Here is a 22057-nt window from a genome sequence, read left to right as displayed (position 1 = left end):
AATTAAGAATTCAAAAAATCGGCATCAATTTCGGGTAAAGAAGGATTGATACTAATTCCAGAACCGAGTTCAAATCCGGCTGGGGTAGTTAGCCGAGGGCTAATTTGGCAATACCAGTGAACCTGCGGTTCTTCTGCTTTGTAACGGGCAGCGGTATTAATAACATAATTATAATCAGGGTCATTTAGCTTTTTGTATAAGCGAGTCAGGACATTTTGGAGAATTAAAGCAAAATGTGCTTTTTCTATAGCGGAGATACTACCAAAATCTGCCTCATGTTCTTTTGGCATAATCCAAATTTCAAAAGGTACATCAGCGGCAAAAGGCACAAAAGCCAGAAACGATTCATTTTCGGCAATCACTCGTCTGCCGTGATGCCGTTCAAACTCTAAAATATCGCAATACACACACCGTTGCCATTGATCATAGTATCGCTGGGCTTCTTGTTCTCGCCAACGGATGTTTTGAGGAACCATACCTGTGACAATCATTTGAGAATGAGGATGACTCAACGATGCACCCGCTTTCATCCCATGATTGCGAAAAATAATTGCCATCATGTTTTTATGGACTTGCATGAGTGAGACGTAGCGCTTGTGATAGGTCTCAATCACAGTTTCTACGTCCTCAATTGACATTGTGGCAATATCTTGATAGTGATCAGGACTTTCAATAATCACTTCATGTTGACCATAACCAGGTATCATTAAATAAATCCCTTTCTGAGATCGAGCTCTATCTTCACTGGGAATTAATGCCGGAAACTTATTCAGTACGACCCTTGTTTGCCAACCTTTGTGGTGTCGGCTGGGCATCTCCAGAACAATCGACTCAGATTTATGTTCATTGCCGGGACAAAAGGGACAATCTTGGGGTTTAATACCTAAAGATGGTTTTTGGCGACTCTTTTGCTGAAAATCCTGGGGACGCTTACGGCGACTAGGTGCATAAATCACCCATTCTTGCGTTACCTTGTTGAGTCGGATTTGTCCGGATTGCATACTATCTAGACCCTATAATGTACTTTAATAATCGTTGTCCTATAGTTATCGATAGTCGTTCTGAGCGGAATTTTGTCTGATGTCAACTCATCCATTTCGTCTATCTTTCATCATTCAGACCTCATTTGTCTGATGTCAACTCATCCGTTGCGTCCATCATTCACTATTCATCATTCAGACAATGTACATCGGCTTTCTTAACCCCCAGGGCAACTTTGACCCAGATGATAGGTATATTACAGAACATCCCGATTTTGGTGGTCAACTGGTTTACGTCAAGCAAGTCGCCCTCGCGATCGCGGCGCAGGGACACAGGGTTGATATTCTCACCCGTCAAATCATCGATCCAGAGTGGGAGGGGTTTGCTGAACCCTTTGATGCGTATCCCGGTGTAGAAAATGTCCGGATTGTCCGCTTACCCGCCGGACCCCAGGAATTTTTACGCAAAGAGTTACTCTGGACTCATCTGGTTCGAGATTGGGTGCCCAATATTCTGAAATTTTATCAAGAACAGGGGGAAATTCCGGACATCATGACCGCCCACTATGCAGATGGGGGACTCGCGGGTCTATTAATTGAAGACCAAACAGGCGTACCCTTCACGTTTACCGCCCATTCCCTTGGCGCCCAGAAGATGGACAAATTAAACGTGACGCCAGAAAATTTGGCACAAATGAACGAGTATTACTTCTTTGGACGCCGCCTAGTAGTCGAACGCCTCAGCATGAATCACTCGGCACTCAACATTACCAACACTCGCCAAGAACGCTTCAACCAATATAGTCATCCGGCTTATCAAGACGCCGTTGATGTCCATAATGATGCTCGCTTTGCGGTCATTCCACCGGGAGTAGACCCCGCTATGTTTAGTGCTGAGGTTCGCTCCCCCAACGAAGATGCTACATACCAGTTAGTTAAAGATAAATTAGCGCGGGATCTTGCTGAGTCGCGGCGCGATTTACCCGTGATTTTGGCATCGAGTCGATTAGATCCCAAAAAGAACCTCTTGGGACTTGTCCAAGCTTTTGCTTACAGTCCAACCTTGCAAGAACGAGCCAATATTGTGTTAATTACGGCGGGGTTGGATAATCCCCTACACGAGAAGGTGAAGGATGAACAAACAGAACAAAAGGTAATATCACCAATCCGGGAAGTGGTGAATGACCATAACTTATGGGGCAAAATTAGCGCCTTTTGCGTCCCCGATCAACCCGCCCTAGCCGCAACCTATCGCTTTTTAGCCCAGCGCCGCTCGGTATTTGCCCTACCCTCTCTGTTTGAACCCTTTGGTTTAGCGCCCTTAGAAGCCGCCGCCGCTGGATTACCGGTCGTCGTTACCCAGAATGGGGGAATTACAGAAAGCTTGCATACAGACAATCAAGACTATGGCGTTTTTATTGACCCCGATGATCCGGCGGATATGGCGCGAGGATTGGAGCGGTTAATCTGTAATCAACCCGAATGGCAGAGTTTTTCTCAACGTACTCAGCAACTGGTATTAAATCACTATACTTGGGAGAGTACGGCTCAAGGCTATTTAAACCAAATTGAGCAGATTTTATCGTCACCCAAAACCAATCGTCTAGTACCGCGACTCCCGATTCATCCGTTCTTAGGTAATCCCCAACCGGAAAATGATGTTTCGTTGGCTCAATTGAGTCAACTCTACTTTAGCAAATAGCCAGTTTCATAGTTGCGCTTGGGTGCTAAAAATTCGATGAAGCCGAGCTGTAGGGGCGGGTTTTATTGATAACATTTCGGCACAAACCAATAACTAAACTAAACCCGCCCTTGGGGGAGAAAAACTACTATTAAGAACTGCAACTTGATATGAGTAGTGTTCAAAGTTTATATCCCCCTTATTTAGGGGGACTTTGAAATCATTTCTTGTTCCGCTCTAATCACCAATCATCGCCGCTAGAGGTAGAATCGCGGCAATTCTCTCTGTGGAAATAGTACCCAGAGAACTTAACGCCACATTAAATAACCGTCCCGGTTTCAAGTCATCTTTGACCAAATTCCAGAGGCGTTGCACCTCTTCAGTGTGCAATCGGTCATCTTCGGTTAACGCCAACAATACCTGACGCCGCAGAAACTGCCCTTCTTCAGATAGCAAATATTGTAATCCCAGTTGAGCTGTGGGTAGCAAATCAAACTTGTCATCAGATCGCGCGATCGCAATCATATTCTCCAACCGTTGCCATTGGAATCTACCATCCTTAAACAACACCTCAATTAACCGCCGCCGCATGGCTGGCGACTCACCTTTGAGTAGACGTTTGGCGATGTAAGGATAAGACACCTCAACGATTTTGAAATCTGGATTCAGGGTTAACGCCAACCCTTCCTGAGTCACCAACGACCGAATAATTAGGGCAAACTTGGCTGGAACTCGGAACGGATAGTCAAACATTAACTCGGAAAAACTATCCGTAATCGTTTTAAAATTGAAGTCCCGTACACTTTGACCCACCGCATCTCCCAGCACTCGTTCTATGGCGGGAATAATCGGTGTGATATCTGTCTCCGGTGTTAAAAAGCCCAGTATGACAAACTTTTTCGCTAACTCAACATAATCCTTATTGATTAAATCAATAACCGCACTTACGATAGTTTCTTTCGTTTCTTCCTCCAACTGATCCATCATGCCAAAGTCAATGTAAGCCATGCGACCATCGGGCATAGCAAACAAGTTACCGGGATGGGGATCAGCGTGGAAAAAGCCGTGTTCTAAGAGTTGACGCAAACCCGCTATGACGCCAGTTTGAATAATTTGGTCAGCATCAAGTCCAGCCGTGCAAAGACTTTTCGTATCGGTTAACTTACACCCATTAATCCACTCTAAGGTTAAAAGCCGATGGTTACTGTACATCCAATAAATGGTCGGCACTTTAACACTGGGATCATCGCGGAAGTTACTGGCAAATAGTTCTGCATGGCGACCTTCGTTGACATAATCAATTTCTTCAAACAACTTAATGCCAAATTCATCGACAATCAACGTCAAATCATGACCCAAATTTAGGGGGAGCCATCGGGATAACCAACCGGCTGACTTCCGCATTAAATACAGATCCAGCGTGAGTAACTTAAGTAGGTTAGGACGCTGAACTTTAACTGCTACCTCTTCCCCGGTATGGAGATAAGCATGATAAACTTGACCGAGACTTGCCGCAGCGATTGGATCTGAAGAAATTTGGCGATAGACTTCACTCACCGGACGATCTAACTCTGACTCGATAATCGCGAAGGCGGTTTCATTGTCAAAGGGCGGGAGTTGGTCTTGTAGCTTAATCAATTCTTCTAAAAAATCTTTGCGAACTAAATCCGGGCGCGTGGATAAAGCTTGTCCCACTTTAATAAACGTCGGACCAAGGCGAGTCAGGATCTGTCGCAGTTGAGTAGCGCGTTTAAACCGATTCCGCTCAACTTGGTTACGCCACTCGTCCCACTTGAGACCAAGAATAAACTGCACAAAGTTCCAGATAATCCTTAACGCCCGCCAGAGAACCACCCAAGGGCGATAGCGGTATTTAGCTGCGATCGCGTCGGGATCATAGCGTCGTCGGGGTTTAATCTGCTCGGCTTCAAGATAATCAACTTCAATGTATTGCTGACTCACAGCGACTTATAGCCTCTCACGTAACGAACTAGAAAAGTTTATTTATTTTTTTATCGTTTTGTTAAGTATATTCTAAGTGATCCTACTTAGTCCAGACCACAACAAGGAAATTGAACCAAAAATAAGCCAACGCGATCGCACCCCACCCAAAACGCAAGCAATTTCCCCTCTGCGTCCTGGAGCGCTACCCTCTGCGTCCTGGAGCGTTACCCTATAAACATTACCGAATTCACCCCTAACTCTCAAACAATGATCACCTCAACAATTCCCGCAACTCACACCAAACCCATCTCCCTAGACGACTGGATTGAAAATCCCCCAAATAGTACAGAATGGGTCAATGGAGAATTAATCCAAAAAAATGGCATGACACTCAAACATAGTCGAATTCAATCCAAACTTTCCTCTTACTGGAGAACCCATAAAGACTCCAGTGAACTAGGTGGAGAAATCTATACAGAAGCACCTTGTCGCACCAATAAACAAGGGCGTTGTCCCGATGTCGCCTATCTTCCCCCAGAACTCGTTACCCAATATGGTGATGCGAAAGTCCTCCCCCAAAGTTTTCCCCTGAGTTCAGAAATCGTTTCCCCCACTGATTTAGCTGAAGATGTGATTATCAAAGCCCAAGAATATTTACAATCAGGAGGTGAGGAAGTTTGGTTAGTCTTTCCAGAAAGCAGTTGGATTATTATCGCCACTCACAACCAGAGATTGGTGTTTACTTCTGGGGAAGTGGTAAGTACACAAACTGTTTTACCCGGTTTCAGTATAACCGTTGATGAACTATTAGCCTAGAATGACTCAAATATTTTCTATTTCAGTGTTGACAAATGCCATGGTTTTGTGGGAGACTTACTTCATAATGGGAAAATGTGCCAGCCTATAGGGTCGATTTGGAGACAGATACAAGACCAAGCAATAGTATTAGCAAGGATAATTGAATTCCGTTTAATGCTCCTGTAGGGGCGACCCGCTGGTACAAATCAACAACGGAGTCCACTAAATTGCCTCGGGTCGCCCAAGACGCCAGGGAAAATAATAAACACCTGAATAGCGCTCATTGTCCTAGCCTTGAACAATGTATCTCAATCAGAAGCGAGCATCAGAACCAGTCAAAAATGTGAATGCGATACATTCTCTTCGGAACAGGCTCCGCCAACGCGCCAAGATAAACCCATTCGAGTTATCCTCCAGTTCAGGTGATGTTCAGGGTTCAATTATCCTGATGCAGCATTATTCGGAGGGCGCACATCTTTTTCCCCTACAGTTTCTGGATATAAAACCCCTTATGTATTACAGCAATTGATCAATCACTAGCTAAGTGAGTCGGCTTTTGACTGGTTGCGATCGCGAACCGGGGTTACGCCCACTGATGCTCTAGCTCATAGACAACAAAGCTTTGGAATTCCGGTGCATTAGCAGAACCCAAAGACTTTTTGGAGAGTTGCCGCCAACCGCCAAGTTTGAATTCTTGTTCAGCAATCCGTGGGGACATTTTGTGTTCATCGCCAGAACCCGTCATTAGGTCATTATACGTTGCTCGGAGTTCGTCGATTGCGACTTCAATACAATTCCTTTCCATGGCGTAGTCAACAACATACCTATACCAAATCCAGAGTGCCTGTTGCCGACGCCGTTCAAATTCCAATGCCACAGGCGGAATCTCCCCTGAACGTTTATAATTTTCTACCTCAGCCGCCGTTGTCAAAATATACCCATTCGCGATGTAGATAAGTTCAGCGTTAGCAATCCGTACTGCATCAGTTTCATCGCAGTAATCTGGGCAAAATTCATCCCCGACAATGAAAACGCCATCTTTTTTTAGCACCTGCTTGGCGTGAATTAAATAGTTTGACGGCAAATGGTGGTGAGCGCCCCAAGAGAGGATTATATCTACGGGTTCGTTCCACTCTTCAAAGGGACAGTTGAATACTTTAGCATTAGTGTTAGCGAGACGACGTTCTAATTTAACCACAATATCAGGTTCTGCTTCTGCCGCGATCAGTTCGATTTCCGAGAACTGCTTGAGCAACCTTGACGCAAAATAGCCAGTACCACAGCCAACATCAAGCAGACGAACGGGTGGTTCTAGGCGTTGGCAATGTTGTTTAACCAGTCTCATGATGTAGGTGTCACCTTCAGCAATTTGAGGATGACCTTTACGCATCAATTTTGCAATATCTCCTTCCGCAAAGTTGACCATCATTGGGTAATTATCAGTAACAAAAACAGACATCTACAAACTCCTGTAATAGGAGTAAATATATTAACCTGGGTTCGGCATAGGCAAGAAAACACATTTGTCCTGGCTAGACTATAGGCATAGGGATGAAGCGGCTTGAAACAAACAGATCCTTTCCACTCCTTATCGCAATGCATTGGCTTTCCCTTGTCCAATTCTGATTTTTTGCCAGAATTGGGTTCCCCCTTTAACGATAGCATTGAACCCATACATCACGCGACCTTTGAGACCAGCAAGGAAAAAGTAATTGAAGGAACCGACGGGTAACTTGGCAATTATTTCTTGAGCCAACGCTTTCTTATCACCGGGACCTCGTAAACGAAATTGCGTTGCATTGGTAGCACCATAAACAATACGCAGCCAGAGGCGAGGCTGTAAGAAAAAGTAGTTCCACAATGGAGGTTTGCAACCGATTATATCAGCCAGATCATCCATGTAACTATGATAATCAACTAAGCTGCGGATGCGAAGGGCATTATGTTCAAACTGGTTTAAATAGTTCTCTCGATCTATCGATGCTATTTGCTCCATTTCCGCCGCCGGAAGCGTTTTTTCCCCAGTACAAATCAAAGCAAACAATCTGGCTTGCATTTCCATAATCGGAAACTGACTTCCGAACCCCGGACGTGCCCAGCCAATCCAAGCGATTTTGTCTCGATACTGGGGATGAAATATATGTTTGTAAAGGCTCCGGGGGTCAGTTTGCTTCAGTTCATCGGGAAGGAAAGGTACATAGTTTTTGTAGCCCGTAGAAAATACTACCGCATCTAAATTTTGCAGAGTTTTCCCATCAGCCGTGAGCAAGGTTCTGCCACCATCTTTTACCGTGGTTATTTCACCAACGACATCACACCCATGCTCCACAATTGCCTTGGGTAAGGCGAATGTTTTAGTTCCGTATGTTCCCCACACTCCGTTTCTGCACTTAACTTTCTGATTCAGGGTAACGGCAGTTTGATCAACGGGATTGTTGTAACTTAACCACTGTCGCAGGATAATTTTACTCAAGGTATGTCCATAGTCTCTGGGTAAGCCGTATATGCCCCGATTGCTAGCGATGTCGTTGGCGCGATTATTTCTATGGCGAGGTACAACAAACCCGGTTGAATGGCGTAGACTAACCCAGCAATTCTGGGCGACACGAGATAGTTCTAAGGCTACATCTGAACCGGATTCACCGCCGCCAACGACTAATATATTTTTGCCCGCAAAGCCCTCAGCATTATGATAGTCTTGGGAATGGGAAAATTCTACCTCCGTTAAGAATTCTTTCCATTTTGGATAATTCGGGATACTATTGTTACCAATCGCCAATGCCACTCGTTTTGAAACTAAAGTCTCTCCAGATGCCAATTGAACGTGCCATCCTTGGTTTTCTTCCTGCTCCGCCAGGGCTACAACTTTGGCGTTGAACCGAATTTTCTCTAACACACCAAACTGTTTGGCATATCGTTTCCAATAGTCAACCGCTTCATTCTTTGTCCAGAATTCGTGCTGTTTTCCATCACCAATCCAGAAGTCGGAAAACATACTATAGGTGCAAGACGAGGTTAGAACTAAACTGTCGTAGGTTTTCGCAAAAACGCCGCCTACATCCTCGGCTTGCTCTAAACAGACAACGTCGCGCACCCCTTGTTCGAGTAATTCCTTGGTTGTCACTAGACCTCCGGGTCCGGCTCCAATCACAATGCAATCTAACATATAATTTTTAGGAATTAAATATACAATATACCTTATATTAGAATTTCTATCCAGTTTTTTGTATAGAAAAAAATTATTAAATAATCTTTTACTAATAATTTTTTTAAATAAAAAAAAGCGTGATTGTCTGGGAGGATATTGAGAGAAAGTTAAAATCGATAGTTTAGCGTTGAAAGGAAAAAAGAAACTATGACGACAAACCAAATTGATGCCGCTCGTCAACGGACAGTGAATTGGTACTACCAGGATGTCTGGGGTTGGCAGCCTGAAGAGATTCCTCCAGTAGAAGTACATGCCACTTTTCTCAAGGCTCAACTCATTGCCGCTAATGGCGACGGGACACTGACGAATGAAGAAAGACAGTGGGCGCTGGGTCGGGCGGCGGCTTGTGGATACCGAGAAGAGCTACTGCAAGAATTAGAAACCTATCCGGCAAATGAAGATATAGTAGAGGTACTTTCTCAAACTCAGACAACCAATAAATCTCGCCAAGCTGTAATCTACTTTACGATTAAAGTTTCTGCAGCTGATGGCGTTTATCACGACAAAGAAAAAAAGGTTGTCCGTCAAGCGGCTGCGGCTCTAGGGATTGCTGAAGACGTAGTAGAAGAAATTGAAAAACTGTGTGCCGAAGAAGAACGTCTGAAACAACAACGTATTCAGTTATTGTTCCCTGATGGCAGTCCCGTGCATGACTAGAGGTTTGTACAGACGTTGGATGTAACGTTTCTAGCAAAGAAAGGGATAATTGTATTATTTTTAATTATCCTGTAGGGGCGACCCGCTGGCACACTCAATTTACTTGGGTCGCCCGCCCTTCACTAAGGGCAAATGATAAACACCTGAATAGCGCTCATTGTCCTAAGCAAGGACAAGGTTTAGGCATCAGTTAAAGCATCAGAACCAGTCAAAAATGTGAATGCGATACATTCTCTTCGGAACAGGCTCCGCCAACGCGCTTTGATAAACCCATCCCAGTTATCGTCTCCTGAAGAAGATTTTCAGCATTCAAAAAACAAACGCGATCGCACCCCACCCAAAACGCAAGCAATTTCCCCTCTGCGAACCTCTGCGCTACCCTCTGCGACCCTCTGCGTTTCCCGATAAAATCATCGAATTCACCCCTAACTCCCAAACAATGACGACAAGATGAGAGGGCGCACGTCTATGCGCCCCTACCGTTGACCAATGACAAATCAAGACGATTTCGCTTCTAGGCTTTCTAGGCGGCTTTTAAGTTCCTGATTTTCTTGCTTAATCTGGTCAAGTTCTTCGCGTAGCTGTTTAATCGCTTTGTCTGAACCCACCTGCTTCTGCACCGTTTGCATCGCCTCTTCCGCCCGCCGACGCACACGCCCATCCGGTGTTTGATCACACAGCGATCGCAAAACCCCAATCGCTTTAACAGTCTCCATTTGGGCTAAAGCAGAAACCACAGCCACTTGAGTCAGGAAGAACGATTCCCCAGATAACGCCTCTAACGCCTCCACTATCTCCTCTAGCTTATTCGGGGTTTGACCCGTGGAAATCGTACCTAAAGCCCGAATTGACGCCAATCGCAAGGGTTGAGGAATACCGGGCTTAGTGTACTCCATAATTAGATCTAGCGCCTGGGGTGAAGACTTCATCTGACTCAATCCCGCGATCGCACCCGAACGCACCACTTCATTCCAACCCGCACGTTCATTCAGGATCGTTGTCAAAAGTTGCAGCACCTCATCTGCTTTATCTTTCATACTCCCAGACGCCAGTTTACCCAGCACCTTCGCCGCCGATGCTTCCACGTAATAGCTAGCATCTCCCCCTTCTAACAGATGCTTTAAAGCTTCATAACTTTCTACCGTTTTCACCTGACTCAAGGCTTCAACCACGGATCGCCGCACCCGTGCATCTTTATCCTGCAATCCAGCAACTAAAGCAACAGAGGCTTGATCTAGTTTGACTTTTGCTAATTGTTTGGCGACTTCCACACGCACACCCCAGAAGGGATCATCTGTTAGGGCTTCTGCTAACGCTTGAACCACTTCTAATCCCCCCTTCTTCACTAACGCTTGGGCGGCGTAAATCCGGGAAACGGGGTCAGGGTCAAATTTAAGTTGGGCTTTTAGTTCGGCTAACGGATACTCTAGAGTCACCGTTTTTAAGTAATTGTTCCCCGCATCAAAACTAATAAACTGGGGCTTTTTCTCCAAGGGGAAATAGAAACTCTGTTCCCGTTCATGAATGCGAACCTTAAACGTTTTCAGAGGGGAATCAGCATCAGTGTAACCAAAGGCGATGGGAATTTTCAGGTCAAATCGCTCATTCTTGCTACCATTTTGACTCTCTTTCACTTGAGTTTGCACAACCGTGACTTTCGCCAACTGGCTGTCAGCGTCCCAGGTGTAGCTAACTTTATAGTCGGGATGACCCCCTCGGAAGACATATTGATCGAACAGAAATAGAAGATTTCGACCCGTAGCTTTCTCAATTGCCCGTAATAGATCAACAGTTTCTACGGTATTATGAGCATTATCTTGGACAAAGGTTTGAATCGTCTTCCAGAATAACTCATCCCCCAATTCTGCCCGGATTATATGATAAACACAAGCCCCTTTTTCATAAAGGTGGCGGTCATACAATTCAATGGCTTCTCGATAAATATGGGTAACAATCGGGCGGCGATAGCGGGAGGTGTCTTCGTGTATGTAGGTGCGGGCTTCATTAAGTAGGTAATACGCCGCATCATCTTTCCCATACTCCTGTTCAGTCCACAGAACTTCCGTATAGGATGCCATTCCTTCCTTAATCCAAGCATGAGACCAATGCTTGATCACCACCAAGTCACCAAACCATTGATGTGCTAATTCGTGGGCGACTAAGCTTTCGGTACGCAGACTATCAAGCGCCGCCCGTTCATCGAGTAAGCAGCGATCCGTAAGTAGGGTGGTGGAGGTGTTTTCCATCCCACCAAAGATAAAGTCATCAACACAGACTTGGGCGTATTTAGGATAAGGATAGGGATAGCCAAAGACATGACTAAAGAATTCCATCATCTGGGGCGTTTTCCCCATACTGCGCCGCCCATCCTCTTCGCGTCCTTTTTCGACATAATAGGTAACAGGTTTTCCTTGCCATTGATCACGAATTTCGGCAAAGTCCCCTACCGCCAGAGTCATCAAATAGGTAGGATGAACATGGTTTTGTAACCAGTGATAGGTTGTGCGATCGCCCTCTTCTTGAGTTCCAATCAGTTCCCCGTTGGATATGGCGATTAGGGGTTTAGGAACCGTGACACGCAGTTCAGAACTCGCTAATTGACCCGGATAATCGAAACAGGGGAACCAGAAGCGGGAGTCTTCATCTTCGCCCTGTGTCCACACCTGGGTGGGTTTGTTGGGGTAATCTTGGCTGGGAGTAATGAAATAGATACCCCGTTGCGGATGTTCAACATGGTACGCGATCGCGATTTTTACCTCTTTCCCCGCTTCAGTCGGGTTGCGAAGCTGGATCTGTAGTTGTTCCCCGTCACAGTCAAAGGGTTGAGATTCACCATCAATCTGCACCGATTCAATCGTCAGGTTCACCGCATCCAGGACAAACTGACGGATATCATTCCGCACTGGCGTTAGGGTAATGGTACAATTCCCTTCTAAGCGCTGCTTGGGGATATCCAAGACCAAATCCAGGAAAATATGATTAACTTGTCCCGGGCGATCGGGGTTATAGTGGGGTCTAGCACCGGGTAATTCAAAGGACTTGTGACCGTTTTGATCCGAATCAAAATAAGACTGTGCCATGAATGTGTCAAACGTTAACAGAACAACTACAAGGATCTCTTCCTTCCAGGTTAGCTTGTCTCCCCTTCTGTCGGTCAATGCGAATTAAGGTTCTAACGGGGAACTCTCTTAATCTTAAGCAATCATGGCTCAAAAAATAAGTTTTCGTAGGGTGGGTTAGGCGGTGTTTTTCTCAGGACAATAACTATTTAATGAAATATCCGCCGTAACCCACCACTATTCACGGGAGCGTCTATCATTTACCCTACCTTATATAGCAATAGACACATCGATTAGGACGTTCGGCACCATTGTAGAGACGCGCCATGGCGCGTCTCTACATAAATGATGGGTTAATACGTTCCCCTTTTAAGCGGAAACAATGTAATCCGAATCAATCACACTCACTTTATTCTCATCCACTAATGCTTGATAAACCATAGCCGCCACCTCCCCACGAGTAGCCGCTTTGGTTGGATTGAGTTTTTTGACATCAGGGTGATTCACCACAATTTGTTTTTTCGTTGCTGTGACTACTTCCTCCTTACCATAGTCAGGAATATCATCGCTATCCTCGTAAACATTTAAGGCATTATCATCGGATTCTGATAATCCTAATCCATTCACCAAAGACACCAAAACCTGAACCCGTTCTACATTATCTCCCTGGCGGAACATATCACCGGGATAACCAGACAGAAATTCGCCGCGATAGGCTTTTTGAATCACATCCTTTGCCCAAGACTTGTCACTAACATCCAGAAAGTTCTTGGCTTCCCGTTTGGGTTCAGGGTCAAAGGCTTTAACCAATAATGCCGCATATTGGGCGCGGGTCATTTTTTCATTGGGTTTAAATGTACCATCACCAAACCCGCTAATTAAGCCTTTGTTGAGTAATCCTTCAATAAACGGCTTTGCCCAGTGGTTTTGGATATCGGGGAAGATTTTATCATCGGGATTGACGCTAACAATATAGTCTGAGTTAACTTCACTCACCTGATTCGCATCAACCAGCGCCTGATACACCATCGCCGCCACCTCAGCGCGGGTAGCATCTTTTGTCGGGTTAAGTTGTTCCGTCTTGGGATAACTCACCACCATTTTCTTCTTTGTTGCCGTGTTGACTTCATCTTTGGCATAATCTGGAATAGCGTCGCGATCGCTATAGGTACTCAACACTGTCCCATCACTTGCCGATAACCCCAATCCATTAACCAACGAAACAATCACTTGCGCCCGTTGCACATTATCATTGGGTTTAAAGCTATTTTTTGGAAAACCAGATAGGAATTCGCCGCGATAAGCCTGTTGTATCACATCCTTTGCCCAGAAATCAGCGGCAACATCTGTGAAATTTATCCCATCCCGTTTAGCCGAGGGATTAAAGGCTTTCACTAATAGTGCCGCATATTGAGCGCGGGTCATTTTGTCATCGGGCTTAAATGTACCATCTTTAAAGCCGCTAATTAATCCTTTATCAAGTAATCCTTGAATAAAGGGTTTTGCCCAGTGATTTTGAATATCGGAGAAGCTATCCGGTGGTGAATCTCCATTACCACCATTTCCACCGCTATCACCGTTATCACCGTTATCACCGACGATGCTGCCCTCAATTTTAACGGAGCCACTCACTTGATTACTCGTCAACTGATTTCCCCAAGAAACCAGGGTATTCTTGCTGGAGTTGAGAATGGCGAATTTGCCGTTGTTGCGAAAAATATTATTACCTGGTTCTTCTTTGCTACCTAAGTCGGGTTCGGCATTGCCTGTCACGGCTATACCGTATTCTTCATTATCTTCAATCCGGTTATTTCGCAGGATAGGTTTAGCATCTACAGAAACTCCCACTCCGAAGCGGTTTTGAGAAATGATATTATCTACAACTCGCGGCGTCGCATTACCATCAATGCTAATACCGTACCCTGCTTTTTTGCAACTATTATTTTTAATTTCACCTTGAGCATTTTTGGTAAAGGAGATGCCATTACCACCATTATCAATGAAGTTATTATTGACAACGTTAGGTTTGGCTGTTCCTGTGGCTAAAACACCTTCCCGATTACATTGAGTAAAGGTACAGTTGGTTATAGTCGGATCAGTCGATTCAATCCAAATCCCTGTGCCTCGCGTGGCTTTATTCGTCACCGTGACACCGCGCACTTCTGTTGTATCTTCCAGTAAAAGGGTTATATTTTGTTTAGCCAGTGTGGGGCTAATATACTCGCCATTCCCTTCAATTACAATACCACTGCCTTTATTCCCTTCATTGCCTACCAGTTTGACCCCAGATGGGACTTGCAGTGGGAAAATCTCGCCGCTAGTCGCATTATAGGTTCCCGCCGCCAGTTGGATGGTTGTATCGGCTTGGGCTTGTTGCAGGGCTTTGGACAGGGTTTTCCAGGGAGCAGATTGGTCACCCGCCGCGCCATCGTTTCCAGTAGCCGGATTAACGTAAAGAGTTTGAGCCATAATCTAATCTTTCTATCGAAACAATAATGAGAGTATTGACTTGAGATAATGGTGAATGTTTCCCAGCCTAGGCTCAACTCAGGGCAAAAATCATCCTTCATTAGGGTGAAATCTAGCTACTGGAAGTTACCTCGACTCAGATTTTACACCATTAAGAGCAAATGTACTAATATGAATCGCTATGGCGTCTAAGCTCTTTTTCAATAATTTCTTTAACAAACTCTGGAATCTCTTTATCCAATTTGATAGCTTGTTGCTTTAGTCTTTCATAGATGTCTATCTCATCCCCTTGCCAAAGAAGGTCAAGTCTTCTGACTTGTCGCATGTCGCATCGCAATATTAACCCGGTTCTACCCGAAACCCTAGAAAATCTAACATTACTGATATCTCCAAACTTATAAGCTGCTATTTTCCTACCATCACTTCCTGTAACCCGAAAAGTTTTTAATGGTATTCCTAGCTCTCGGACATCTCTAGCTGCTCTAGGAGGATGATTATAACCATAAGTTTCTTTGAGTTCTTCAGTTGTTACAAAGCCATACTGCATAATGTGATCAATAACCGCTCTAGGTCTTTTGGCTGTTACTGACTGACAAATTTTTATAAAATCGTCAGGTAACTGTTGAGAATTATCCATGTTGCTATAGAAGAGTCAATTGCTTAGGAAATCCAAGAATATAATTTTCTACTTCGGGTGAGCAATCTCCGAGTAAAGTGGGTGACAAATATAGTGACTCTACTGTTATTTCCTGTTTGCCTAAAAGTGTTGCCTGCGATGAACGTCCCACCTCGATTTGAATTTTCTTAAGACCCAGATATTCCGGTAGTTTATTACCAAATATTTTACTACCTCGTTTACCATCGTAACTAATTGCAAATTTTATTGCTTTTCTGTTTAATACTTCAATAGCGGAAACAAACTCATCAAAACTAATCCCAGAGCAGTATCTAGAGTCTCTATTCCCACATACTCCTTGGTAGGGAGGGTCCATGTAGACAAAATCAGTATTGTCAACCTTGGCTAAAACATCTTTATAATCGAGAGCCGTAAAGAAACATTTATTTTTTAGCAAATGAGAAACTCCTTCAATATTCTGTCGCATTTTTTCAGGGCGGGTACCTTTCCTGCGCTTATCTGGGCTTTGATTAAATAAACCATGGCTATTGTATCGGACAGAACCTTTTACACATCGGGAGAGCAGATAGAGGAACAACAAAGGGTCAGATGTTTTATTAAATTCATCTCTAATCTTATAATAGTGTTCTACCGAGTTCCCATGTTGCTCATTCCATATTTTTGTATAGAAATCTGCTATTTGAGTAGGCTGTTCAACAATCAACTCTAGTAACTTAATTAAAGGTCGATTCAAATCATTAATCCAAAAATTTTGACTAACCTGCCGTGCCGCAGCAGCGATACTAATCGCAGCAGTTCCTGAAAATGGCTCTACTAACCTTCCTATGTTCTTAGGCAGAAACCTGAGAATGTCTGAGGCAAGATTCCTTTTACTTCCCTGATACTGGATTGGATGCGGAAGATTAGCCATCTTAATCTAAGGATAAATGCGTAAGTACACTGCAGCAGTAATTTATACCTATCTCTATACTAATTAAGTTTACCACTGGCAGAGGGATTAAAATCCACCGGGAAGGTACTGCCCCTTCTACCTCTGTGTTATCAGCACAGCGCCTCACTTTTCGGCTTCCGGTGGATAGAGGAAGATGGAGGAATTGAACCCCTACGACATCGCTGCCGTACCACGGTTTTCAAGACCGCTTGCCGTCCATTCACCGGCATCTTCCATTCAAGGGTGTCTGACGGGACTTGAACCCGCTATTGACTTGTTCCACAAACAAGCGCCGCGACCGCTTTGGCTTCAGACACCATCATGGATCTGGCGGGGGTCGAACCCGCAACCTCCTGTGTGCAAAACAGGCGTTCTCCCTATCCTTGACGCAATATCTCCCGCACTTCCCCTAAAATCTGTCCCAATCTATTTTGACCACTGCTATCTTTACCGCACCCCCAGTAGTAATCTATGGGAGAATTCTCCACAATTAACTCATCTCCTGTCGCCAAAAGTATCTCGCGGATCTCGGCATTTGTTTTAAACTTTTGCAATACTCCCCGCTTCATGATTTCATCCTTGACTTGTTCCCAATCGCTACGGAGAGGATGTTCCCGACTTCTGCCCATTTTGGCAGCTTCCTTGGGTGTTTTTACCTCGCGGATTTTGTCGAACCAAGGATGATCTGTATCGACGAATTTCTGTGCCTGGAAGTAATGTTCACTCGTTGCCCACCAATAACCATCTAACTCGAAACCATGGTGAGAGAAGTTGGAAAAGCAACCGTAGGGTTTTTCGCGGGTGCTGTAGAAGTAGACAGGCATACTTTAAATTGGTATTTTTGTACTATTTTAGTCCAATATTTGTAATTTTGCGATCGCCCTCTCGTACTAAGTATGTAAGCTCTTAGAAGTCAGGACACGCAAGGCGCGATCGCACATTCTTCTGATGCTAGGATGAATTAATCTGTTTGTAGTAAGCGCTTTAGCGCTTCTTCTGGCACGCTTCGTGCCTACTACGAACGAACCCCCGAAAACTATGTCCTCGCCACGTTCTCTGAGAATTGAACTTACTGTTTCTATCTCCAATCCCAACTTACTCGAAGGTCTAGAAACCTGGTTGCGCTTGGGTTTAATCAGCGATGCCCAAGTTAAGCAATTAAGTCGAATCTCTCTGTCTTGTCGCGTACCTCAACCAGAGATTGCGCCGCTTCCATCTCGTCCTCAAGTTACCTCTCCCCCGAAGGTGAAAACTCAGGTAGAGGAACCCGTTCCTACGGTGTCACCCTTATCCGGCGTCTGGCAGTCATGGCAAGAAGAATTGAGTGTACGCTGGCTGCTGTTTCTGGGTGTCTTTCTGGTTGTTGTCTCTTCCGGTGTCCTCGCCGCAACTCAATGGCAGACTTTTCCCCCAGCGGGACAGTATGGTGTGTTATGGGCATATACCGTTGTCTTTTGGGGCATTAGCCTTTGGGCGGGAAAGCGTTCTAACTTAAAGTTAACCTCTCAAACCTTGCAACTGATTTCCCTACTTTTAGTCCCGGTTAATTTTTGGGCAATGGATAGCTTTGGGTTATGGCGTCATCCCTGGGAATGGATTGTTGTTGGTGTTGCGGCTTTAAGCCTAACCGGGATTACGGTTATCAATCAATCTATCCAAACCAACTCATTCCGCCTTACCTCCCGCGCTTCTCTAATTTTATGGTTGAGTTATCTACACTGGGGTTGGAATTGGGCAGAGGTTCCATTAGTCGCTGTTTATTTAGGCGTCATCGGAACCGCAATTTTCCTCCCCTCCACCTTTGCAATCCCCCGCGCTTCCCCATCTGTGCCTAATCATGCCCCTACAGGCAGTTTAGTGGTGATTTATGCCCTAACGGTGTTGTTAGGACGGGCGATTTTCGTGATAAATGTGCCAATTGCCCAACTTGGTTTGGCGATGGGAATCTGTGGTTGGTTGTTGGCGCGACAGGGAAAGCCTCCAGCCGTCTCACCAGAGTCTGTTTCCTCCTTTAGTACAAAACTCTGGGATGGAATTGGCGGCGGGTTATTGCTGATGGGTTGGTTGGTTTCGGTAGGAGAAGCAATTCCTTGGCAAGCTACGGCGGTTAGTGGGTTGGCGATTTGGTTTTTCGCCCAGCGCTTACAGTATTCTCGGCGACGTCGGGATTTAGCTGCCATTTTTATTATTAGTTTGCAAACGCTGTTTTTACTATGGCGATTAATCCCGTTGGCGGTACAAGAAGATGTAATTACATTCCTCTCTCAACAGTTTGGTTTAGTCGTCGAAGCTTGGTGGGGTGTCGCCCTGTTTCCCTACGTTATTTTCTGGGTGGGCTTGACAGATTGGCTGTATCGTAAGTCGAACCCTAAATTAGCCCGTTTTGGGGAAGGACTCACATTAGGATTGGGTGTGATGTTAACGGTAATCAGTACCCTGAATCCGACGACGCGATCGCTCAATCTATTACTCTCCACCATAACCCTTGCCATTGTTACCCATCGCCGCCCTCCTCTGCGCCCTCCTCTGGTTTATCTTACCCATATCGCCGGATTATAGAAACGCCTTATATCCCACATCCTTTTAGGTGTGGGATATAAGGCGGGTCATCGGAGGTACTCCAGATGACCAAACTATCTGGTCTTCTGATTTTCAATGTAACGCTTAACCGTCTCACTACTGACATTTCCCGCCGTTGAACAAAAAAAGCTTCTAGTCCACATACTTGGAAGCTTTTTTAAATGGGGGAATTAAGGCAAGGAGCCAATATTCCAGAAAACACTTAAGAGTAAGTAGGCAACGTACCGAACACGCCAAGAGACTGGCGCGTCACGTTTGCAAGTTTAACGACTTAGTAGCCTATGTAGACTTAAGGGTAGCAAATTTACTCAAAAATCACTGTCTGGCAAAGTCGATAGCTGATGCTAGTTGGTATCAGTTCAGACAGTGGTTAGAACACTTTGCTAAAAAGTTGGGAAGACTGGCTATTGCCGTTCCACCCCAGTATACAAGCCAGGAATGTAGTCAGTGTAAGGTAATTGTGAAAAAGTCCCTTAGCACCAGGACTCACGTTTGTTTGTGTGGGTTGATTCTGCAAAGAGATTGGAATGCGGCTATCAATATTTTGCTCAAGGCAAAATCTAGGGATGGGCAATCCCGAAGTAACGCTACAGGAGTTGGAGCCTCTACGCTACTTGGCGCAAGCCTGGTAGAGCAAGTTCTGACGATGAATGTAGAATCCCACGCGCTTTAAGCCGTGGGAGTGTCAATAACCCTCTGTTCGTTTATCGATGGATGGTTTGGGACTATCAGCGAACCCCTCTGGGCAAGTTTATTGTTGGCGCTAATGGTAGGAGAATGGAGTCTAAGTATAAGGCAGGAAGGGCAAACCGTAGAAGCAAATCCCCCATCTCCTGTTCCCCAACAAATCTGGTATCGCAGTTGTTGGCACATTGGTTTTGTCCTCGCTGGAATTAGTTATGTTTTACTGGCTGGGGAGGGATTTCCCCCGCACCCTTGGGGACTTTTATGGTTACTCACCCCATTAACCTTAACTGGAGTTGCCAGTCTTACTCAGCGATCGCGGCGCATTCAGGCTGCTTCGTGGAGTGCGATCGCGTTATTTCTTGCCCAAGGGCTAACCCTATTCATACCGCAGAGTAGGCTGATAGGCTTAGGGATTGCTACGGTTTTAATGTTCCTCAATAGCCGCTATTTACGCCAAACTGTAGCCGCCGCGATTACGATTGGATTTGCCCTCAGTTTTTTGGCTGCATGGCTTTGGCAAGGAATTCCCGGATTACCCCCCCTATCCGTCGCCGATTGGTATTTGGTTGGCGCGATCGCAATTGTCGGATTATGGCTGCTACGGGCTAGTTTAATTCCCCAGTCTGGTGATTTAGCCGCCTTGTACGCCCAAGCCTCTGAGGTATGGGCAATTGTCCTGTCTGGTACAGAATTAGGATTTCTGACGCTACACATTACCCAGAGTTACATAGAACTGATTCCATCAAGTTGGCAATACTTAACCGCCTCAATTTTAATTGGCGGTGCTATTTGTTTTCGCTGTTGGCGATCGTTCACTGACGTTGGTGTGTATGGCATCAGTTGGGCAATTGAATTAGCGATCGCGAATACCATTGTGTTACAAAATGGTTCATCCTTAACCCTAGCCACCGCTAACATTATCCTGGCACTTTTAACGCTATTCCTCACAGATTGGTGGTTTGCCCGTTTAGAGAGAGACACAGGCGAACTCGTAGAGACGCGCCATGGCGCGTCTAGGGATGCACTGGAGATTTTACCCTTAATTTATGCCCTAATTGGCATTAGTTTACGTTGGACGTATTTCACGCCCTATACTGGGTTACTCACTCTCGGTGCGGCATTAACCGGGATAGGCGTAGGGCGTCGCCGTCTTTCCTGGAAAGGGATCACCTATCTTTCCCTAGCGGGTATTTCCATCGCCTGGTATGAACTGGTAATTTACCAGATGCTGCAAGCGGATGGGGGAAATCCAGGGGATGGCTTTACTATTTTAGGAGTTGTGGCGACTGCGATCGCGGTTATTTATCGAGTGTTGGCTTGGTTTTGGCGATCGCGCGATCGTTCCCAATTTCTCAACCTCAGTATCACTGAAATTAAAATCACCGCCCACATTCACTGGGCAATTGCCAGTTTCCTGATGGTTCTAGCGGCGGGAATGTCTGTGTTAACCACACCAAACCTGAGAACAATCGGACTTGCCATCAGTTGGATACTGGCTATCTATGCGTTATTACAGGGGCGTACCAGAGGACAACAACGCCAGTTATCTCCCTCATCTGCTAACCTCTGGATATACGCCGGATTAACCGAAGTCGCCGCCACTGGTGTTTATGCACGTTTGACATGGACACAGTTGAGTATATTTGACCCCTGGAGAGGGGTAATGGCTTGTTTATTCGCGATCGCTCTTTTTCAACTTCCCTGGCGACGCTGGGGATGGAACGATAAACCTTGGCAACATTACGCCATAATATCTCCTCTGCTAACAGTTTGTCTCAATTATCAAACCCTATCTTCAATTAATTTACTAGCAGTTGCGGGTTTTTATGCCTGGGTTGCCAACCGCCAGTCTAATTTACGTTGGACGTATTTGAGTCTATTTTTCGTTGATTGGGCAATCTGGCGGGTTTTAGTCGATCAACAGCTCACTGAACCCTTGTGGTATGCTGCCATAATTGGCGGTTCTTGCCTCTACATTGCCCAAATTGATCCAGAATTAAGACTCTCCCGAAAACGACAAACTCGTCATTATCTCCGCTTACTGGGTAGTAGCATCATTTGTTTAGCCGCGTTCTTTTTCCCTCAAAATACTGGACTCATTCCAGGAATAATTAGCCTGGTTGCCATATTTGCTGGATTAGGACTGCGAATCAGAGCATTTTTAATGGTTGGCACAGCAACATTTGTGCTAACGGTATTTTACCAGTTAGTTGTTTTGAGTTTTGACTATCCCTTTTCAAAATGGGTCGTTGGCTTAATCGCTGGTATCATTTTTATTAGCATTGCCGCTAATTTTGAACAGCGACGGGAGCAAATTCTGGGCATTTTCCAAAACTGGGCAAACCAATGGCGAGAATGGGAATAGACACAAACAATTTTAGATCCCCCTTCCGTCCCCCTTATAGATCCCCCTTCCGTCCCCCTTA

Annotated in this window: 14 protein-coding genes, 3 tRNA genes and 2 pseudogenes; 6 read left to right on the top strand and 13 right to left on the bottom strand. The window is 45.2% G+C overall.

Going from position 1 to position 22057, the window contains the following annotated elements; genetic code table 11:
- Positions 1–2: 2 nt before the first annotated feature.
- On the bottom strand, positions 3–1001 hold the full coding sequence (gene galT / locus RIM23_RS29995; protein WP_446355640.1) for a galactose-1-phosphate uridylyltransferase: 999 nt from the start codon (positions 999–1001) through the stop codon (positions 3–5).
- A 181-nt stretch (positions 1002–1182) separates the two neighbouring features.
- Here galT and RIM23_RS29990 point away from each other — a divergent pair, with 181 nt between their 5' ends.
- On the top strand, positions 1183–2682 hold the full coding sequence (locus RIM23_RS29990) for a glycosyltransferase (RefSeq protein ID WP_446372058.1): 1500 nt from the start codon (positions 1183–1185) through the stop codon (positions 2680–2682).
- A gap of 216 nt (positions 2683–2898) precedes the next feature.
- On the opposite strand, the gene RIM23_RS29985 is transcribed toward RIM23_RS29990, so the two are convergent.
- Positions 2899–4623: an ABC1 kinase family protein gene (locus RIM23_RS29985; RefSeq protein WP_446372056.1), complete on the bottom strand. Its 1725-nt coding sequence runs from the start codon at positions 4621–4623 to the stop codon at positions 2899–2901.
- A gap of 249 nt (positions 4624–4872) precedes the next feature.
- On the opposite strand from RIM23_RS29985, the gene RIM23_RS29980 reads away from it, so the two are divergent.
- Positions 4873–5421, top strand: coding sequence for a Uma2 family endonuclease (locus RIM23_RS29980; protein ID WP_446372054.1), 549 nt, complete (start codon positions 4873–4875; stop codon positions 5419–5421).
- Between the two features lie 565 nt (positions 5422–5986).
- Here the strand turns inward: RIM23_RS29980 and RIM23_RS29975 are convergent.
- Entirely contained in the window at positions 5987–6862 is an 876-nt protein-coding gene (locus tag RIM23_RS29975; protein WP_446351076.1) for a class I SAM-dependent methyltransferase, read from the bottom strand.
- A gap of 129 nt (positions 6863–6991) precedes the next feature.
- Entirely contained in the window at positions 6992–8569 is a 1578-nt protein-coding gene (locus tag RIM23_RS29970) for a flavin-containing monooxygenase (protein ID WP_446355602.1), read from the bottom strand.
- A 189-nt stretch (positions 8570–8758) separates the two neighbouring features.
- On the opposite strand from RIM23_RS29970, the gene RIM23_RS29965 reads away from it, so the two are divergent.
- Positions 8759–9268: a TerB family tellurite resistance protein gene (locus tag RIM23_RS29965; protein ID WP_446351074.1), complete on the top strand. Its 510-nt coding sequence runs from the start codon at positions 8759–8761 to the stop codon at positions 9266–9268.
- 497 nt (positions 9269–9765) lie between these two features.
- Here the strand turns inward: RIM23_RS29965 and RIM23_RS29960 are convergent, their stop codons facing one another.
- From RIM23_RS29960 to RIM23_RS29925, 8 genes are all read right to left on the bottom strand, one after another.
- Positions 9766–12348, bottom strand: coding sequence for a M1 family aminopeptidase (locus RIM23_RS29960; RefSeq protein ID WP_446372052.1), 2583 nt, complete (start codon positions 12346–12348; stop codon positions 9766–9768).
- Positions 12349–12696: 348 nt separating this feature from the next.
- Entirely contained in the window at positions 12697–14796 is a 2100-nt protein-coding gene (locus RIM23_RS29955; protein WP_446372050.1) for an S-layer homology domain-containing protein, read from the bottom strand.
- Positions 14797–14962: 166 nt separating this feature from the next.
- A complete protein-coding gene (locus tag RIM23_RS29950; RefSeq protein ID WP_446372048.1) occupies positions 14963–15433 on the bottom strand; it encodes a hypothetical protein in 471 nt (156 codons plus the stop codon).
- 4 nt (positions 15434–15437) lie between these two features.
- Complete coding sequence (locus RIM23_RS29945; protein WP_446372046.1) at positions 15438–16343, bottom strand: Dam family site-specific DNA-(adenine-N6)-methyltransferase; 906 nt, start codon at positions 16341–16343, stop codon at positions 15438–15440.
- A gap of 169 nt (positions 16344–16512) precedes the next feature.
- Positions 16513–16599: transfer RNA gene (locus RIM23_RS29940), tRNA-Ser, on the bottom strand.
- Between the two features lie 7 nt (positions 16600–16606).
- Positions 16607–16681, bottom strand: a tRNA-His gene (locus RIM23_RS29935).
- Between the two features lie 5 nt (positions 16682–16686).
- A tRNA-Ser gene (locus RIM23_RS29930) sits at positions 16687–16747 on the bottom strand.
- Entirely contained in the window at positions 16742–17188 is a 447-nt protein-coding gene (locus RIM23_RS29925; protein WP_446372044.1) for an NADAR family protein, read from the bottom strand. Before RIM23_RS29925 ends, RIM23_RS29930 begins: the two co-directional genes overlap by 6 nt.
- A gap of 214 nt (positions 17189–17402) precedes the next feature.
- Here RIM23_RS29925 and RIM23_RS29920 point away from each other — a divergent pair, with 214 nt between their 5' ends.
- Positions 17403–18923 (top strand): hypothetical protein, encoded by a 1521-nt coding sequence (locus tag RIM23_RS29920; RefSeq protein ID WP_446372042.1) that lies wholly within the window; start codon positions 17403–17405, stop codon positions 18921–18923.
- A gap of 74 nt (positions 18924–18997) precedes the next feature.
- Here RIM23_RS29920 and RIM23_RS29915 read toward each other — a convergent pair.
- Positions 18998–19114, bottom strand: a pseudogene (locus tag RIM23_RS29915) (transposase); the annotation flags it as partial.
- Between RIM23_RS29915 and RIM23_RS29910 the strand changes: the two are divergent.
- Both RIM23_RS29910 and RIM23_RS29905 read left to right on the top strand, forming a co-directional pair.
- Positions 19105–19617, top strand: a pseudogene (locus RIM23_RS29910) (RNA-guided endonuclease InsQ/TnpB family protein); the annotation flags it as partial. The pseudogenes RIM23_RS29915 and RIM23_RS29910 sit on opposite strands and share 10 nt — an antisense overlap.
- Before the next feature lie 9 nt (positions 19618–19626).
- Positions 19627–21996 carry a hypothetical protein gene (locus RIM23_RS29905; RefSeq protein WP_446372040.1) on the top strand — a complete coding sequence of 790 codons (2370 nt, stop codon included), beginning with the start codon at positions 19627–19629 and terminating at the stop codon, positions 21994–21996.
- The last annotated feature ends 61 nt before the right edge of the window (positions 21997–22057 follow it).

The sequence above is a fragment of the Coleofasciculus sp. G3-WIS-01 genome (assembly GCF_040223135.1).
In the GTDB taxonomy this organism is placed as follows: Bacteria; Cyanobacteriota; Cyanobacteriia; order Cyanobacteriales; family Coleofasciculaceae; genus Coleofasciculus.
The sequence above is the reverse complement of the archived record's forward strand: the minus strand, read 5'-3'. Positions and strand labels throughout refer to the sequence as shown.